The following is a 16,846-nucleotide window of genomic DNA, read 5'->3' on the forward strand; positions in this document are numbered from 1 at the left end:
GCGACAGGTCGCTGTTGCCGGAGGCGATCTCGCCGGCGGCCAGGGTGATGCTGGAGGCGCTGGCCTGGATCTGGCCGACGATCTGGGTCAGCTGCGCAACGGTGGTGTTGGCGTCGTCGCGCATGCGTGCGAACACGCCGTTGAACTGGCCATCCATGCGCGCGGTCAGGTCGCCTGCGGCAATGGACTGCAGCAGCTGCGAGAGCTGGCCGAGGTTACCGTCAGCCACCTGCATCATGGTGTTGAGGTGTTCGATCATCAGCTTGAAGTCGTGCTGGAAACGCTGGGCGTCGCCGCGCTGGCTGAAGTCGCCTGCGGCCGCTGCTGCAGCCAGCTGCTGGATCTGCGTATTGATTGCCAGCAGGCTGGCCTTGGCGGCATCCATCGATTCATGCAGGATGGCGCGGCTGCCGGGCAGGCGGCGTGCGTCCGGGGTCAGATTGCCGATGGCGTACTGGTTGAGTACTTCAATGGCATCGACGATCGCATCGAGGTGTTCGAAGATCACCGTGTTGATGCCGTTGGCCAGCTGGCCGTAGACGCCCGGGAAGTCTTCGGGAATGCGGTGGCTGATGTCCGGGCCGGCATGCATCTGCGCCATCAGCTGGGTCTGCTCGCTGAAGCGGCGCAGCATCGCGGTCATCTCGGCGGTGGCTGCCAGCATCTTGCCGGCTTCGTCCTTGCTGGTGGCCTGGGTGCTGACGCTGAGATCACCGCGCGCGACGGCCTGGATGGCATGCACGGCCTTGCCGAGTGGGCCGGTCACTGCACGCGAGATGACGACGGCCAGCACGGCTGCGACCAGCGACAGCAGCACCATGCAGCCGACGATGGCAATCATGCTGGTGCGGTGGGTGGCATTGGCGCCGGCGATCTTGCCGTCCATCTGGCCGGCGATGTGGGTGCCCAGTGCCTTCATTGCAGCGAACAGATCGCGACGCGCGGGGCGCGACTGCTCGTCGGAGATCTGCTGGGCCCGTGCGCCATCACCGGCAGCCACGGCGTCGCGCATCGCCTTGTTGGCGGCGAAGTAGCGATCCAGCTGCGCGCTCGCCGCGCGATACAGTTCACGCTCCTTGGCCAGCGCCGGCAGCGCCGAGTACGCGGCCAGCTCGTCATGCACGGCCTTGGCGGTGTCGTCCATGCGCTTGTTGTAGTCGGCGACCTTCTCCGGCTGGTCGAGCATGCTCAGCTGTGCAAGTTCGTAGGTGCGGAACTCGCCCAGTTGCGAGCGCGCCTCGCCCAGGTGCTGCACCGACGGAATGTCGTTGCCAGCCATCTCGCGCAGCTGCGCGTTGGCTTCGCTCAGACGCACCAGTGCGAAGGCGCCGAGGACCAGGGTCATCAAGGTGGTGAGGGTGAACCCCACGGCCAGCTTGCGGGCGATGGGCAGATCTTGGAACCACTTCATGCAGGGTGCTCCAGGTGGGCAGAGTGCCGGCGTCTGTGCGCCGGTTTGGGGGTGGTTGCAGAGCGAACGGGAGTGCCCGGTGGTGGTTCGGTGACGGCCGTCATTGCGGAATAGCGGCGCAACCTGCGCGGACTTTATGGACGCAGATCACATTCGGATGCGTAGGGATAAGGGCGCGAAAGTGGCGTAGCGGCGGGGCTTCGCTTGAGTGGCGTGGTTGCGCGCGAAACCATCATGGCGACGAAGTTCACGGAATGGGCGGCGCCGTCAGGCGGGGGTCAGATCCCTTTCCGCAGGAAAGGGATCTGACCCCATCGCCGCCCCATCGCCGGAACGTGCACAAACAAAAACCGCCACCCCGAAGGGCGGCGGTTTCATGAACGCTTGCAGGATGGATCAGGCGGCCTGCGGCATCCGCAGCGAACGCACCAGCCCACCGATGTCGACGATCAGTGCCACGCGGCCGTCACCAAGGATGGTGGCACCGGACACCCCACCGATGCGGCGGTAGTTGTTCTCGATGTTCTTCACCACCACCTGCTGCTGGCCGACCAGCTCGTCCACTTCCAGTGCGATCTTCTGGCCATCGCCTTCGACCACGACCACCAGCGATTCGCTGCCCGGTGCACGGTTGCCGTAGCCGTAGTACTCGCTCAGCGAGAGGATGGGCAGGTACTCGCCACGCACGCGCAGCACGCGGCCTTCGCCGGCCATGCTGCGGATGTCCTCGGCCTGCGGCTGCAACGCCTCAAGCACATAGGCCAGTGGCAGGATCAGGGTTTCGCCGGCCACGGCCACGGTCATGCCATCGAGGATGGCCAGGGTCAGCGGCAGGCGGATCAGTGTGCGGGTACCGGCGCCGAGGCTGCTTTCGATCTGCACCTCGCCACCCAGCGCCTGGATGTTGCGGCGGACCACGTCCATGCCGACGCCGCGCCCGGACAGGTCGGTGACCGCATCGGCGGTGGAGAAGCCGGGCTGGAAGATCAGGTCCCAGACCTGCGAATCGGTCGGGTTGTCCGGCACGGCCAGGCCGCGTTCGGTGGCCTTGGCCAGGATCTTGGCGCGATCCAGGCCGCGGCCGTCGTCGCTCACTTCAATGACGATATGACCGCCTTGATGCGAAGCGGCCAGGGTGATCGTGCCGGTCTCGTCCTTGCCCGCGCCGCGGCGCACATCGGGCATTTCCAGGCCGTGGTCGATCGAGTTGCGCACCAGGTGCACCAGCGGATCGGCGATCTTCTCGATCAGGCCCTTGTCCAGCTCGGTGCCTTCGCCGACGGTGCGCAGGCGCACCTGCTTGCCGAGGCGGCTGGACAGGTCGCGGACCAGGCGCGGGAAGCGGCGGAACACCGCATCGACCGGCAGCATGCGCACGCCGATCACTGCTTCCTGCAGGTCGCGGGTGTTGCGTTCCAGCTGGTCAAGCCCGGCAAACAGGCTCTCGGCGTGGACCGGGTCCAGCGCGTGCGAGACCTGCTTGAGCATGGCCTGGGTGATGACCAGTTCGCCGACCAGGTTGATCAGCGCATCGACCTTGTCGACGCTGACGCGGATCGAGGTCTCGGCTTCCTGGCTGGCAGCGCCGCTGGCGGCTGGCGCAGCAGGCGCTGCCGGTGCGATGGCAGCAGGCGTGGAAGGGGTTGCTGCAACGGGCGCCTGGGTAGCCAGGCTCGGCGGCGCTGCCGGACGGATGTCCAGCTCGCAGTCGTCCAGTACCCAGGCGAAGGTGTCTTCGATCTTGCTGCGCGGCACCTTGCCGACCAGGCCCAGGTCCCACGCCAGGTGGGCCTCGAGCGGGTCGAGCTGGGCAAATCCGGGCAGGCGTTCCATGCGCGCGGCCACCTGCAGCGAACCGAGGTGTTCCAGTTCGCGGATGATGCGCAACGGATCGTTGCCGCTCATGAACAGCGACGGTGCCGGGGTGAAGCCGATCTGCCAGGCTTCCGGCGTATCGTCCACCTTGGCGGCGGCAGCGGCCGGCGCGCTCGGTGCGGCCTGGCCGGAGAGAACGGCTTCCAGGCGTGCCTTCACCGCAGCAACAGCGGCGGGGTCGGCAGCCTGGCCGTGCTCGGCCTCGCGCAGCAGCGCGCGCAGCACGTCCACCGAGGACAGCATGGCGTCGACAGCGTGGCCTTCCAGGGCCCGCTTGCCGGCACGCAGCTCATCGAGCAGCGTTTCCAGCACGTGGGTCAGGCCGGCGATGGCATCGAAGCCGAAGGTGCCGGCGCCGCCCTTGATGGAGTGGGCGGCGCGGAACACCGAATTGATGATCTCCGCGTCCTGCTGCCCCGATTCCAGGGCCAGCAGGCCAGCCTCCATCGCGTCGAGGCCTTCGCGGCTCTCCTCGAAGAAGGTGGCGTGGAAGCGTTGCAGGTCCATGCTCATGGCAGTGGTGGTCCGGAAGCGAAGAGGGGGAGCAGTGCCGGGCGATCAGCCCAGCACTTTCTGCACGGTGGCGACCAGCTGTTCCGGATTGAACGGCTTGACCAGCCAGCCGGTGGCGCCGGCGGCCTTGCCTTCGGACTTCTTGTCGGCGGCCGACTCGGTGGTCAGCATCAGCAGCGGGGTGAACTTGTAGTCCGGCAGCTGGCGCAGTTCGCGGATCAGCGCAATGCCGTCCATGTTCGGCATGTTGACGTCGGTGACCACCGCGTTGAAGCGTTGGCCCTTGGCGCGACCGAGCGCGACCGCGCCGTCTTCGGCTTCTTCGACGGCAAAACCGGCCGAGGTGAGGGCGAAGGAAACCATCTGGCGCATCGACGCCGAATCGTCCACCACCAAGATACGTGCGCTCATGCAGCGTTCTCCACAGATTTCAGGTTGTCATGGGTTACGTCCAGGCCCAGGGCCTGGGTGACGCCCAGCAGGCGCGCGGCGTCACGGAAGTTTGCGGTGCAACCGTGGAAGCCGGTGCCCAGGCCTGCCTCGCGGCGGGCCTGCACGAAGGCACACAGCACCTGCACGGCTGCCGTGTGGATGCGGGCGACCTGGCTTGCATCCAGGATCAGCTCGCCTGCCTGCGCCACCAGCGGGGCGAGGCGGTTCTTGAGCTCGGTGGTGCTCTCGATGCCGAGATCCTCACCCAGTTCGACAGTGCTCATCGTTGCTCCGGACAAACGGTTCCGTGATCCATAACGGCACCCCGGCGGGGTTCTTTAGAGGAATCGACGCGGTGCGTCGGCTCAACTCAACAGCCGCGTGGCATCGAGCAGGATCATCGGCCGCTGGCTGACCCGGGCGACGCCGCGGAACAGATCATTGGAGATCTGGCAGATACGGGCAGTATCCGGGGGTTCGATCTGCGAATCGGTGAGGTTGGCGACATCTTCCACTGCCGACACACGCAGACCGATGGTCTCGCCATCCTCTTCCAGCACCACGATGCGGGTCTGGGCGTCGTCTTCCGCTGCCGCGGCACCGAGGTGCAGGCCGAGGTCCATCACCGGCACCACCTGGCCACGCAGGTTCATGATCCCGAGCATCGCCGGCGCAGTACCGCGCAACGGCAGCAGCGGTACCGGCAACACCACTTCCTGCACTTTCAGCAGTTCCAGTGCATACGCCTGGGTCCCGCAGCGCAGGCGCAGCCAGCGCGAGGTACGCTCGCCGGCGCGGCGGTTCTGTGGGTGTGGGCTGCTGGCGGGCTGGTGCGCCTGTGCCTGCAGCTCCTGCCAGGTGCCGGGACGGCTGCTGGCCGGGGCATCCACGGCAACGCGCGCCGCCGGGGCAGGTGCAGGTACAGGTACAGGGCGCGGTGCCGGGGGCGCGACCACGGCCGGCGGCGGCGTGGGGACATCCTCGCCCCCGGCGGCGGCTTCGAATGCGGCCTGCAGCCCTGGGCTGTCAGTGTGGGCGAGGTGATGGCTGTCGGCCGCGTCGGTCTCGTAGATCACTTCGTCGGGCAAGTCGTCCCAGGTGGGCTCTGGGCCGGCCTTGGTTGTGACCGGATCGAGGGCGGGTGCGGTCTCATGAACGACCTCATCGGGCACGTCGTCCCATGTCGGCTCGCGTTCGGCGGCCGCTTCGCTCGCCGGGCGCGGCCCGGCGCTACCGCTGGTGGCGGCCTCGAAAGCGGCCTCCAGCGCGGCCGTGTCCTCGGCAGTTGGGGCGACGGTTCCGGTTTCGTAGATCACTTCGGCCGGCAGGTCGTCCCATGTCGGCTCGCGTTCCGTGTCGGTCACGGTCGCGGGCGTGGAGGCGGCGTCGAAGGCGGCCTCCAGGGCTGCGTTGTCTGCAGCGGGCTGCGCGACGACGGCGTCCGTCTCGTAGATGACTTCGGCGGGCAGGTCGTCCCAGGTCGGCTCACGCTCGGGCGCTACCGCGCTCGTCGGGCAGGGGCCGGCGTTGTCGGATGACAGGGTGGAGGGCGGCGTCGCCACAATCGCTTCGCCCAGCAGTTCGTCCAGGTAGTCGTCCAATACGCCTGTGCTGTTCATGCCGCCTGCTCCAGGGCACGGGCATCTTCGCCGAGGATCCAGTTCAGGGCGCGGCGGTAGGCGGCCAGGCCGCGGCCGGGGTAGTCCTCGCCGACGCTGGGCAGGGTCAGGCCTGCGGCATTGCTGATGCGGGTATCGATCGGAATCGCGTCTTCCCACACGCGGGTGCCGTGACGATCCTGCATGGTGCGCAGCGATTCGTTGCCGGCGCGGGTGCGGCGGTCGAACAGGGTCGGCAGGATCGAGATCGGCAGGGGGCGGCGGCGCGAGCGCTCGACCATCTCGCCGGTGCGGACCATGCCATCCAGGCCGTGCAGGGCCAGCGGCTCGGCCTGGGTGGGAATGATCAGGCGGTCCGCAGCGGCCAGCGCATTGATCATCAACAGGCCGAGGGTGGGGGCACAGTCCAGCAGGATGTAGTCGTGCTGGCCCTGGTGGCGCGCCAGCGCGTTCTGCAGGGCCAGGCCGAGGCCGGGCTGGTTGGCGCTGCGGCGCTCCAGCGTGGCCAGCGCCGACTGCGCGCAGACATAGTCCAGACCGTGGATGCTGCTGGCATGGCACAGGCTGGAAAGATCTGCCGGCGGGGCGCCGAACAGTTCCAGTACGCCGGCCGGCGGCGGATCCACCGGCACGCCGAAGGCGCGGCTGAGCGAGGCATGCGGATCGAGGTCGATCAGCAATACGCGATGGCCAAGCGCGGCCAGGCCACGGCCGAGGGCGAGGGTGGTGGTGGTCTTGCCGACTCCGCCCTTCTGGTTGGCGACTGCCCAGATGCGCATCGGTTTACTCCTTCATTGCCGGGGGAACGGCGGCGCCGACACGGCTGCCAGCCGGCACCGGCGGCAACTTCACCGGTGCGATGGGGGACGTGGGGGCGTTAGCCGGAGTTGCGGCGGCTTGTTCGGTGGTGCTGTTGTCGGCGGCGCCGGTGGCCGCATTGAGGCGCTGGCCAAGTGGATCCACCGCATGCGAGGTGTCGGCCAGGATGATGACCATCACCCGGCGGTTGCGGTTGCGCCCCTGTGCGCTGTCGTTCTCTTCGCGCGGACGGAACTGGCCATAGCCGACCATCGCCAGCCGCGACGGCTGCACGCCCTGGTCGGCGAACAGGTGCACAACGCTGGCCGCGCGTCCGGCCGACAGCTCCCAGTTGGAGGGGAAGGTGGCGGTGGCGATCGGCACGTTGTCGGTATGGCCTTCCACGCGCACGCTGTTGGGCACGTCACGCAGCACCTCGGCCAGGCTGGCCAGCGTCTGCCGTGCATGCATGTCCAGCGCGGCCGAGCCGGTGGGGAACAGGATGTCGCTGTTGATCTCCACTTCGATCCACAGCTCGGTGCGGCGCACGCTGATCATGCCGCGGTCGATCAGCGGCGCCAGCGCGGCGGTGAGGCGGTCGGCGATGCTGTTGAGCTGGCGCTCGGCACGGGCGATCTGTTCCTGGTTGTGCACCGAGACCGGCATGCGCATCTGCGAGGCCATCGACGGCAGCAGGGTCGGGTCGTGCGACGGCGCCGGCGCGGAGGGGCCGATCTTGGTGCCGGACTTGATCACCGACGGGCTGTCCCAGCCGCCGCCCTGCACCTGCTTGTTGCCGACCTGCACCGGGTTGATCGTGCGCGGCGCACCACCAAAGGCATCGGTGAGCGCGTCGGCCATGATCCGGTACTTGCCCTCGTTGACCGAAGAGATCGCGTACATGACCACGAAGAAGGCGAGCAGCAGCGTCATCAGGTCGGCATAGGGGATCGCCCATGCTTCATGGTTGGCGTGCTCTTCGTGGTGCTTGCGGCGGGCCATGTCAGTGCAGGAAGCCGGAGAGGTTGGTTTCGATGTTGCGCGGGTTCTCGCCCTGGGCGATCGAGATCAGGCCTTCGATGACCATTTCGCGGTCGCGCGTGTTGTGCGAGATCACACTCTTGAGCTTGGCCGCGATCGGCAGGAACAGCAGGTTGGCCGAGGCGATGCCGTAGATGGTGGCGGTGAACGCGGCAGCGATGCCGTGGCCCAGCTTGCTCGGGTCGGCCAGGTTCTTCATCACCGCGATCAGGCCGAGCACGGCGCCGATGATGCCCAGCGTGGGCGCATAGATGCCCATCGCCTCGAATACCTTGGCACCGGCCTGGTCCTGGTGTTCCTGGCTGCCCAGTTCGATTTCCAGCATGTGCCGCATCGATTCAGGCTCGACGCCGTCCACCAGCAACTGCAGGCCCTTGCGCAGGAACGGATCCTGCTGCGCTTCCACCTGCGATTCCAGGCCCAGCAGGCCCTGGCGACGGGCGATGTTGCTCCACTCGACGATCTGCTGGATCAGTTCGCGACGATCGCTGTGCGGCGGGCGCACGACCCAGCGCACGATCTTGAACGCATGCTTGAACACCGCCGGCGAGGTGTGCAGCAGGATCGCGGCAACGGTGCCGACGATGACGATCACGAACGCCGCAGGCGACCACAGCGACGCCAGGCCGGCGCCCTTGAGGATGCTGCCACCGACCAGCGAGGCCAGGGCGAGAAAGAGTCCAATGAGGCTGAGTCTATCCATGGTTCCGGTATCGGCTTGTATGAATGGGACTTGAGACACCGGGAGAACGCGTACAGACGGTAGTCACAGTTTTCGGGTCGCCGGGCCACGCCCGGCGGTGTTCAGCGGATGCCGTCCACGTCCAGGATCAGTGCCATGCGACCATCGCCGATCAAGGTTGCACCGGCATAACCGCGCAGGCCGCGCAGGGCTTTCGGCAGTGGCTTGATGACCACTTCCTCGCGCCCGCGCACCTGGTCCACGACCAGTCCGAAGCGCGCTTCACCGGCCTGCAGCACCACGATGGTCAGCAGGGTCGACGCGGCGGGCGTCACATCCAGCCACTGGCGCAGGTCGACCAGCGGCAGGGTGTGCGAGCGGCGGTCGAGCACGGCGCGGCCATCGAACCAGCCCAGCGACGTGCGCGGTGCGTGCAGCACTTCCATCACGCGCGCCAGCGGTAGCGCGTAGACGTCCTCGCCGGCCTGCACCAGCAGGGTTGGCAGGATCGCCAGGGTGAGCGGCACGCGGATCAGGAAGCGGCTGCCACGCCCCAGTTCCGACTGGATCTGGATCTGGCCGCTCAGTTCGCGGATGCGCGACTGCACCACGTCCATGCCGACGCCACGGCCGGAAATGTCGGTGACCTGCTGCTTGGTCGAGAAGCCGGGCAGGAACACCAGGTGCAGGCATTCCTCGCTGCTCAGGCGAGCGGCGGCTTCCGGATCGATCAGGCCCTTTTCGCGCGCCTTGGCACGCAGCTTTTCCGGGTCGATGCCGGCGCCATCGTCCTGCACCTCGATGCTGACGTAGTCGCCTTCCTGCTGGGCGGACAGGCGCACATGGCCCATCCGCGGTTTGCCCTGTGCTTCACGCAGGTCGGGCATTTCCACGCCGTGGTCGATGGCGTTGCGGACCAGGTGCACCAGCGGGTCGGCCAGTGCTTCGACCAGGTTGCGGTCGAGCTCGGTCTCGGCGCCGACCAGCTCGAGGTCCACTTCCTTCTTCAGCGAGCGGGCGACGTCGCGGGCGACCTTGGGGAAGCGCGAGAACACCTTGCCAACCGGCTGCATGCGGGTACGCATCACCGCCGACTGCAGGCGGGCAGTGGCGATGTCCAGCGTCGATACGGCGCGGTCCAGCTCCTCGTCGCGCAGGCGTGCACGCAGGGTCTTCAGGCGGTTGCGTGACAGCACCAGTTCGCCGATCAGGTTGACGATCGCATCCAGGCGTTTGGTGTCCACGCGCACGGTGTGCTCGGCCTCGGCCATCGGCTTGGCTGCAGGCTTGGCTGCGGATGCCGGGACGGGTGCCGGGCGCGGTGCTGCGGCGGGTGCCGCCGCGACGGCGGCAGCAGGCTTGGCGCCTGGCGCAGCGCCACCGTGCAGCTGGTCCAGCAGGGCTTCGAACTCGTCTTCGCTGATCAGGCCGTCGTCGGCCTTCTTCGCCGGCGCGACTGCGGTCGGCGCGTTGCCGCCGTGCAGCTGGTCGAGCAGGGCCTCGAATTCGTCGTCGGTGATCAGATCGCTGCCACCTGCCGCAGGCGCGGCCGCAGCGACCGGTGCGGCAGTGCCACCGTTCATGTCGAACTGCGCGATCAGGTCCGGCGGCGCATAGCCCGGCTCCGTACCGGAGGACACGGCGTCCAGCATCGACTGCAGGTAGTCCAGCGATTGCTGGGCGGCGTCGAAGTGGTGGGCCTGCAGTACCGCCTGCCCGGCACGCGCGATGCCCAGTGCTTCTTCAGCGGCGTGGCACAGCTCGACCATGGCGGTGACGCCAAGGAAGCCGGCGCCGCCCTTGAGCGTGTGGTAGCCGCGGAACACCGCGTTGAGTTGCTCGGTGTCCTGCGGTGCCTGCTCCAGCGACACCAGCTGTTCGCCCAGGCGATCCAGGATTTCCTGGGCCTCGATGATGAAATCGGCAGTGATGTCGTCGGATACCGCACTCATGCTTACAGCCCCAGATCCGACAACAGGTCGTCGGCGTCGTTCTGCGAGACCGCGTGGCGGTCCAGTCCCTTCAGTGCCGGCCCGGCCAGTTCCGGATCGGTGCGATGCTGTTCCGGCGGCAGGCCGAGTGCGCCAAAGCCCTCGTGCACGCGGCGGACGATGCCGACCACGCGACGGATGATCTGCCCGGTCAGGTCCTGGTAGCTCTGGGTCAGGGCGATCTCGGTCAGGTTGTGGCGGATGCGCTCGAGCTGCGCGTCCTGGCCCGGCTGCAGGCCTTCGGCGCGCAGCTGTTCGGTCAGGCTGCGGCATTCCTCGGCCAGGTCCAGGGTGCGGTGCGTGGCCTGTTCGGTCATCGCCACCACGTGGTCAAGGCGTGCGCAGGCGTCGTCCAGCTCACCGGCCTCGCTGGGCACGGTCGGCAGTTCACCCAGTGCCTGTCCCAGCTCGCGGGCCAGCCGCGAGAGGCCGCTCATCATCGGCTGCGTACGCAGCGCGACCAGTCCGTCGATGCGTTGCCGCCAGGCGGCTTCGTCACCGGACTCCAGTGCGTCCAGGGCTTCCTGCAGGCGCAGGGCGAGGGCGTTCTTGTCGACCGTGGTATCCATCAGGCGCTGGCCGCCAGGCGTTCGAAGATCTTGCCGAGCTTCTCTTCCAGCGTCTGCGCGGTGAACGGCTTGATGATGTAGCCGTTCACGCCGTTCTGGGCGGCTTCGATGATCTGCTCGCGCTTGGCCTCGGCGGTGACCATCAGCACCGGCAGGGTCTTCAGCTTGGCATCGGCGCGGATCGCCTTCAGCAGCTCGATGCCGGTCATCACCGGCATGTTCCAGTCGGTGACCACGAAATCGAACGGCTGGCTCTGCAGCAGCGACAGCGCGGCATGCCCGTCCTCGGCTTCGGCGGTGTTGGTGAAGCCCAGATCGCCCAGCAGGTTCTTGACGATTCGACGCATGGTCGAGAAGTCGTCGACGATCAGGATGCGCATGTTCTTGTTCAAAGCAGAGTTCCTTTGTTGTTCATTCCGGGCGGCCGGGGGCAGCCGCCTCGGGCATGTTCATTCTTCCAGGCCGGCGTCCGCCGCCTCGAAAATCTTGAGCCGGCCACGCAGGCGCAGCACCGCCTGGCCGTGGATCTGGCAGACCCGCGACTCGCTCACGCCGAGCACCGCGCCGATCTCCTTCAGGTTCAGTTCCTGCTCGTAATAGAGCGAGAGCACCAGCTGTTCGCGCTCGGGCAGGTGGCCGATGGCCTTGCCCAGCTCGCGGCCGAATTCGCCGCGCTCCAGCACCTGCTGCGGGGTCGGGCCGCCCTGGGCGACGGTGTCCAGCTCGCCCTGGTCCTCGATGCGCGATTCCAGGCTCAGTACCTGGCCGCGTGCGGCGTCTTCCATCAACCGCAGGTATTCGGGCAGCGGCATCTCCATCGCGGCGGCCACTTCGGTGGCGCTGGCGGCGCGGCCGCTGCTCTGTTCCAGGCGGCGGATGGTGGCGGCGGCATCGCGGGCACGGCGGTGCACCGAGCGCGGCACCCAGTCGCCACGGCGGATCTCGTCGATCATCGAACCGCGGATGCGGATCGAGGCATAGGTCTCGAACGAGGCGCCCTGGTCGGCGTCGTAGCTGCGCGAGGCTTCGATCAGGCCCATCATGCCGGCCTGGATCAGGTCGTCCACTTCAACGCTGGCCGGCAGCCGCGCGGCCAGGTGGTGGGCTATGCGCCGCACCAGGTCCGAGTGCTGGGCGATGACCTCGTTGGCCGCCGAGCGCTGGACCTCCCGGTACTGGGCTGCGCCTTTCATGCGGCCACCCCGCGCTGCTTGAGAATGCGCTCGAGGAAGAACTCGACGCCGCCACGCGGTTCGGTTGGCGCCTGCCAGCGTGCGGTGCGACGCGCGATCTCGGTGATCGCCAGTGCTGCCGGGCTGGACGGATAGGCTTTCACCACCGGCTGCTGGCGCTGCACCGACAGGCGCAGCCAGTCATCCTGCGGCACGCAGCCCAGGTAGTTCAGCGAGACATCGGCGAGGAACTTCTCGCAGACGCGGGTCAGCTTCTCGTACAGCACGCGGCCCTCGTTGGGGTCGCGCACCATGTTGGCCACCACCTGGATGCGGTCCACGCCGCGTTCGCGCGACAGCACCTTGATCAGCGCGTAGGCGTCGGTGATCGACGCGGGTTCATCGCAGACCACCACCACGGTGTCCTGTGCGGCCTGGCAGAAGGTCAGCACGCCGTCGGTGATGCCGGCGGCGGTGTCGACCACCATGATGTCCAGTTCGCGTTCCAGTTCGGAGAACACGTTGACCAGGCCGACGTGCTCGGCCGGGGCCAGCTCAGCCATGTGCCGGCGGCCGGACGCGGCCGGGACCACCAGCACGCCGTTCGGGCCTTCGACGATCACATCGTCCAGCGAGCAGCGGCCGGCGACCAGGTCGGCCAGCGTGAAGGTGGGGTTCAGCCCCAGGATCACGTCGATGTTGGCCAGGCCAAGGTCGGCGTCCAGCAGCAGCGTGCGCTTGCCCATGCCGGCCAGTGCCACGGCCAGGTTGGCCGAGACATTGGTCTTGCCCACGCCGCCCTTGCCGCCAGTGACGGCAAGGGTGCGCACAGGGCCGAGCGGCTCGCTGCGGGTGGCCGACAGCGGGAAGGTCTTGGTCAGCTTGGCGTACTCACGCGACGGCATGGTTCAACTCCGGGTTGCAGGGCATATCGGCCGCTCGGCGCAAATCTTCAAGGCGAAGTACAAGATTGGCTGCACTGGCCCGGTGCAGGTCGTCCGGAACGTCCTGGCCATCGGTCACCCAGGTGATCGGCAGGGCATGGTCCACGGCCACCGACAGGGCGTTGCCGAAGCGGCCGGTCTCGTCCAGCTTGCTCAGCACCAGGCCCTGCAGGTTGGCGGCGCCGAAGCGGCGGACCACCTCGTCCATGTCGCCGAAGCTGGTGTTGGCCGGCAGCACCAGCAGGGTGCGGACCTGGCGGGCGGCGCGCAGCCACTGCAGCTGGGCGGCCAGTGCGCGGTCGCGCGGGCCCAGCCCGGCGGTGTCGATCAGCACCAGCTTGTAGTCCTTCAGGCGTTCCAGCAGCTGGTCCAAGTCGGTGCCGCTGTTGGCCTCGTGCACCGCGATGCCGAGCTGGCGGCCGTAGCCGTACAGCTGCTCGCGGGCGCCGATGCGGGTGGTGTCGGTGGTCACCAGGGCGACGTCACGCGGGGCGTGCTTCTCGGCGAAGCGCGAGGCCAGCTTGGCGATGGTGGTGGTCTTGCCGGCGCCGGTCGGGCCGACCAGCGCGATCACGCCGCCTTCTTCCAGCGGGTCGACCGGGGCGATCGGCAGCTTGCGCGAGATCAGCCCCAGCATCAGGCCGCGTCCACGGTGGGCTTCGGTCTCCAGCGGGATCTGCATGGCCACGTCGCGGGCCAGCCCGGCGTCGAATCCGTACTCGTCCATAAGGTCCAGCGCGGTGGCGCGCACCGGGCAGCCGCGCAGGCGCTCGTCGGTGAAGCGGTTCATCTCGCGCTCGATCACCTGGCGCATGCCGGCCACTTCCTGGCGCAGCTGGCGGATCTCGGCGTCGTCCTGGGCAACCACGGTCAGCACCGGGGCCGGGGCGAGGGTGGGCTCCGGCGCGGTTTCGGCGCTGGCATCGGCCAACGCCGGTTCGCTGGCGGCGATGGCCGGCTGCGGTTCGGCGACGGCCGCGCCCGGCAGCGGCGGCGGCTGCACGGCGGGGGGCACGCTTTCGTGATGCATGTCGTGCGGCGGGTCGATCTGGAAGCGGGCACGGTTGGCTGGCGCGCTGACGGCCGGTGCCGGTGCAACGATGGCCTCGGCGAACGGGGCGAAGATCTGTTCGGGCAGCGCCGGTTCGTTGACGGCAGCGCGGGCCAGGGTCGCGGCGAAGCCGGTGCTGCCGCGGGTCGGCACGATCTCGTCGGCGCTGTCCAGGGTGCGGCCGGTGGCACCGACCGCGGCGCGGGCGAGGGCGGCCACGGCCGAGGTGGTGGCGGCCACCGGCTCCGGCGCCGGGGTAGCGCTGCGGCGGCGGGTCACCGCGGCGATCACCGCGTCGGCGGCGGTGCGCGGCTTCGGTGCCGGCGGCGGGGCGACGTCACGACGCGAGGCTTCCAGTGCGCGCTGCACGGCGCTCTCGTCGTAGTTGGCCGCGGCGACGATCTCGATGCCTTCCTCGATCCGGCGGTTGGACAGGATCACGGCGTCAGGACCATGTTCCTTGCGCACCAGGTTCATGGCCGAGCGCATGTCGGCGGCGACGAATCGTTTGATTTTCATGCTGTGGTCACGGGACGAAGACGGCGGGGTGGCGGTCGGGGAACTCGGGTGGTCGGTGGTCTGCACGGTGCGGGTTCCCCTTGGTATCTGTCTGTTGCGTTGGTTCGAAAGTGGTGTCTGTTTTCTGGCGCATCGGAGGGCGGCGTCAGCTGATCGTTCCGACCAGCTTCAGGCGCTTGTCCTCCGGCACCTCGCTGTAGGCCAGGACCGACAGCGACGGAACGCTGTGGCGGACCAGGCGGGCCAGCGCGGCGCGCACCGGGCCAGGTACCAGCACGACCGCGGGCTCGTTGCGGGCTTCCTGCTTGCTGACACATTCGGCCAGGCTCTGGTGCAGTCGCTCAGCGAGTCCGGGTTCCAGCGCGGCGCCGTTGCCCTGCGTGGACTCCTGCAAGACACGTTCCAATTGCGGGTTGAGGGTGAACACCGGCAGCTCCGCCGACATTCCGGCGATCTCCTGCACGATGAAGCGGCCCAGCGCGGTGCGCACGGCAGCGGTCAGCACCGCCGGGTCCTGGCTGCTGGGCGCGTGTTCGACCAGTGCCTCGGCGATCTTGCGCAGCTGGCGGATCGGAATGCGCTCGACCAGCAGGTTCTGCAGCACGCGCACCACCGCCGACAGCGGCAGCGCCTTCGGCGTCAGATCTTCGACGAGCTTGGGCGCGCTCTTGGCCAGGTTGGCCAGCAGGTGCTGCACTTCCTCGTGGCCGAGCAGTTCCGGCGCGTGCTCGCGGATCAGGTGCGACAGGTGGGTAGCGACCACGGTGGCCGGGTCGACCACGGTGTAGCCCAGCGTTTCGGCCTGGGCACGCTGGTGCGGCTGGATCCAGGTGGCATCCAGGCCGAACGCGGGGTCCTTGCCGGCGATACCTTCCAGCGCGCCGAGTGCACTGCCGGGGTCCAGCGCCAGTTCGCGGTCCGGGTGGATCTCGGCGGTGGCCACCGGCACGCCGTGCACCAGCACGCGGTAACCATTGGCCGGCAGCTCCAGATTGTCGCGGATATGCACCGACGGAATCAGGAAGCCGACGTCCTGGGTCAACTTGCGGCGCACACCCTTGATGCGCGCCATCAATTCGCCGCCCTGGTTGCTGTCCACCAGCGGGATCAGCCGGTAGCCGACCTCCAGGCCCAGCGGATCGACCGGGCGCAGCTCGTCCCAGCTCAGTTCGGCGGTCGGTGCCGGCGCGGACGGGCGGCCCAATGCGTTGAGCGCAGCGGCGTCGTTGCCTGCAGCTCCCGGATCGGTGGTGGCAGCCTTGCCCTTGCGATAGACCTTCCACGCGATGAAGCCGAGGATCGCGGACAGCGTCAGGAAAGCGACATTGGGCATGCCCGGCACCAGGCCGACCACGCCGATGATGCCGGCAGTGATCGCCAGCGCACGGTACTGGCCGAACACCTGGCCGGTCATGGCCTGGGCCATGTCCTGCGAACGCGAGGCGCGGGTGACCAGCATCGCCACCGCGCTGGACACCAGCAGGGCCGGCAGCTGCGCCACCAGGCCGTCACCGATGGAGAGCAGGGTGTAGGTGGCAGCGGCTTCGCCGAACGGCATGCCATGCTGCAGCACGCCCACGGCCAGGCCGCCGAGCATGTTGATGAACAGAATCAGGATGCCGGCGATGGCGTCGCCGCGGATGAACTTGCTGGCACCGTCCATCGCGCCGTAGAAGTCGGCTTCCTCGCGGACTTCCTCGCGGCGCAGCTTGGCTTCTTCACGCGTCAGCAAACCGGCGTTGAGGTCGGCGTCGATCGCCATCTGCTTGCCGGGCATCGCGTCCAGGATGAAGCGCGCGGTCACTTCGGAGACGCGGCCTGCGCCCTTGGTGATGACCACGAAGTTGATGATGGTGAGGATCGCGAAGACCACGATGCCGACCGCGTAGTTGCCGCCGATCACGAATTCGCCGAAGGCGGCGATGACCTTGCCCGCGGCGTCGTGGCCGTTCTGGCCGTTGAGCAGGATCACGCGGGTGGACGCCACGTTCAGCGCCAGCCTCAGCATGGTGGTGATCAGCAGCACGATCGGGAAGATCGTGAAGTCCAGCGGGCGCTTCACGTAGACCACCGCCAGCAGCACCATCAGCGAGATGGCGATGTTGAAGGTGAACAGTGCATCGAGCACTGGCGCGGCCAGCGGCACCACGACCATGGCCAGCAGGGCCAGCACGATCAGCGGTGCGCCAAGACCCTGGCGGATCATTTCCAGGGCGCGGCGGGTATTGA

The 16,846-nt window shown here is 68.2% G+C and carries 15 protein-coding genes; all 15 read right to left on the reverse strand.

Annotated features, from left to right (window positions below):
- The coding region (locus QRO91_RS12385; RefSeq protein ID WP_285310412.1) for an MCP four helix bundle domain-containing protein at positions 1-1,411 on the reverse strand (1,411 nt) is incomplete at its 3' end.
- A 396-nt stretch (positions 1,412-1,807) separates the two neighbouring features.
- Positions 1,808-3,799 (reverse strand): chemotaxis protein CheA, encoded by a 1,992-nt coding sequence (locus tag QRO91_RS12390; RefSeq protein WP_100443528.1) that lies wholly within the window; start codon positions 3,797-3,799, stop codon positions 1,808-1,810.
- 45 nt (positions 3,800-3,844) lie between these two features.
- A complete protein-coding gene (locus QRO91_RS12395) occupies positions 3,845-4,210 on the reverse strand; it encodes a response regulator (RefSeq protein ID WP_005409521.1) in 366 nt (121 codons plus the stop codon).
- Positions 4,207-4,515: an STAS domain-containing protein gene (locus tag QRO91_RS12400; protein ID WP_049426841.1), complete on the reverse strand. Its 309-nt coding sequence runs from the start codon at positions 4,513-4,515 to the stop codon at positions 4,207-4,209. The genes QRO91_RS12395 and QRO91_RS12400 overlap by 4 nt, the downstream gene beginning before the upstream one ends.
- Positions 4,516-4,596: 81 nt before the next feature.
- Positions 4,597-5,850: a chemotaxis protein CheW gene (locus QRO91_RS12405; protein WP_285310413.1), complete on the reverse strand. Its 1,254-nt coding sequence runs from the start codon at positions 5,848-5,850 to the stop codon at positions 4,597-4,599.
- Positions 5,847-6,629, reverse strand: a complete 783-nt coding sequence (locus QRO91_RS12410) for a ParA family protein (protein ID WP_005413243.1) — start codon at positions 6,627-6,629, stop codon at positions 5,847-5,849. Before QRO91_RS12410 ends, QRO91_RS12405 begins: the two co-directional genes overlap by 4 nt.
- 4 nt (positions 6,630-6,633) lie before the next feature.
- A complete protein-coding gene (motD, locus tag QRO91_RS12415) occupies positions 6,634-7,650 on the reverse strand; it encodes a flagellar motor protein MotD (protein WP_049426838.1) in 1,017 nt (338 codons plus the stop codon).
- Position 7,651: 1 nt separating this feature from the next.
- Positions 7,652-8,392, reverse strand: a complete 741-nt coding sequence (locus QRO91_RS12420; protein ID WP_005409527.1) for a flagellar motor protein — start codon at positions 8,390-8,392, stop codon at positions 7,652-7,654.
- A gap of 101 nt (positions 8,393-8,493) precedes the next feature.
- A complete protein-coding gene (locus QRO91_RS12425; protein ID WP_197651018.1) occupies positions 8,494-10,323 on the reverse strand; it encodes a chemotaxis protein CheA in 1,830 nt (609 codons plus the stop codon).
- Positions 10,324-10,325: 2 nt separating this feature from the next.
- Complete coding sequence (locus QRO91_RS12430) at positions 10,326-10,931, reverse strand: protein phosphatase CheZ (protein WP_006442968.1); 606 nt, start codon at positions 10,929-10,931, stop codon at positions 10,326-10,328.
- On the reverse strand, positions 10,931-11,323 hold the full coding sequence (gene cheY, locus QRO91_RS12435) for a chemotaxis response regulator CheY (protein ID WP_005413247.1): 393 nt from the start codon (positions 11,321-11,323) through the stop codon (positions 10,931-10,933). The genes QRO91_RS12430 and cheY overlap by 1 nt, the downstream gene beginning before the upstream one ends.
- Positions 11,324-11,380: 57 nt before the next feature.
- Complete coding sequence (locus QRO91_RS12440) at positions 11,381-12,124, reverse strand: RNA polymerase sigma factor FliA (protein ID WP_005413248.1); 744 nt, start codon at positions 12,122-12,124, stop codon at positions 11,381-11,383.
- Positions 12,121-13,008, reverse strand: a complete 888-nt coding sequence (locus QRO91_RS12445) for a P-loop NTPase (RefSeq protein ID WP_049426835.1) — start codon at positions 13,006-13,008, stop codon at positions 12,121-12,123. Before QRO91_RS12445 ends, QRO91_RS12440 begins: the two co-directional genes overlap by 4 nt.
- Positions 12,995-14,617 carry a flagellar biosynthesis protein FlhF gene (flhF, locus tag QRO91_RS12450; RefSeq protein WP_197633624.1) on the reverse strand — a complete coding sequence of 541 codons (1,623 nt, stop codon included), beginning with the start codon at positions 14,615-14,617 and terminating at the stop codon, positions 12,995-12,997. The genes QRO91_RS12445 and flhF overlap by 14 nt, the downstream gene beginning before the upstream one ends.
- Positions 14,618-14,762: 145 nt before the next feature.
- Positions 14,763-16,823, reverse strand: coding sequence for a flagellar biosynthesis protein FlhA (gene flhA, locus QRO91_RS12455; RefSeq protein ID WP_197651028.1), 2,061 nt, complete (start codon positions 16,821-16,823; stop codon positions 14,763-14,765).
- Between the last annotated feature and the right edge of the window lie 23 nt (positions 16,824-16,846).

This window comes from Stenotrophomonas maltophilia group sp. Smal32 (genome assembly GCF_030237085.1).
GTDB classification, from domain to species: Bacteria; Pseudomonadota; Gammaproteobacteria; order Xanthomonadales; family Xanthomonadaceae; genus Stenotrophomonas; species Stenotrophomonas maltophilia_Q.

Bases quoted from the DNA above. Each gene is read 5' to 3' on its own strand.
- QRO91_RS12390 (WP_100443528.1), bottom strand. From the start codon at position 3,799: ATGAGCATGGACCTGCAACGCTTCCACGCCACCTTCTTCGAGGAGAGC.
- QRO91_RS12395 (WP_005409521.1), bottom strand. From the start codon at position 4,210: ATGAGCGCACGTATCTTGGTGGTGGACGATTCGGCGTCGATGCGCCAG.
- QRO91_RS12400 (WP_049426841.1), bottom strand. From the start codon at position 4,515: ATGAGCACTGTCGAACTGGGTGAGGATCTCGGCATCGAGAGCACCACC.
- QRO91_RS12405 (WP_285310413.1), bottom strand. From the start codon at position 5,850: ATGAACAGCACAGGCGTATTGGACGACTACCTGGACGAACTGCTGGGC.
- QRO91_RS12410 (WP_005413243.1), bottom strand. From the start codon at position 6,629: ATGCGCATCTGGGCAGTCGCCAACCAGAAGGGCGGAGTCGGCAAGACC.
- motD (WP_049426838.1), bottom strand. From the start codon at position 7,650: ATGGCCCGCCGCAAGCACCACGAAGAGCACGCCAACCATGAAGCATGG.
- QRO91_RS12420 (WP_005409527.1), bottom strand. From the start codon at position 8,392: ATGGATAGACTCAGCCTCATTGGACTCTTTCTCGCCCTGGCCTCGCTG.
- QRO91_RS12425 (WP_197651018.1), bottom strand. From the start codon at position 10,323: ATGAGTGCGGTATCCGACGACATCACTGCCGATTTCATCATCGAGGCC.
- QRO91_RS12430 (WP_006442968.1), bottom strand. From the start codon at position 10,931: ATGGATACCACGGTCGACAAGAACGCCCTCGCCCTGCGCCTGCAGGAA.
- QRO91_RS12440 (WP_005413248.1), bottom strand. From the start codon at position 12,124: ATGAAAGGCGCAGCCCAGTACCGGGAGGTCCAGCGCTCGGCGGCCAAC.
- QRO91_RS12445 (WP_049426835.1), bottom strand. From the start codon at position 13,008: ATGCCGTCGCGTGAGTACGCCAAGCTGACCAAGACCTTCCCGCTGTCG.
- flhF (WP_197633624.1), bottom strand. From the start codon at position 14,617: ATGAAAATCAAACGATTCGTCGCCGCCGACATGCGCTCGGCCATGAAC.
- flhA (WP_197651028.1), bottom strand. From the start codon at position 16,823: ATGATCCGCCAGGGTCTTGGCGCACCGCTGATCGTGCTGGCCCTGCTG.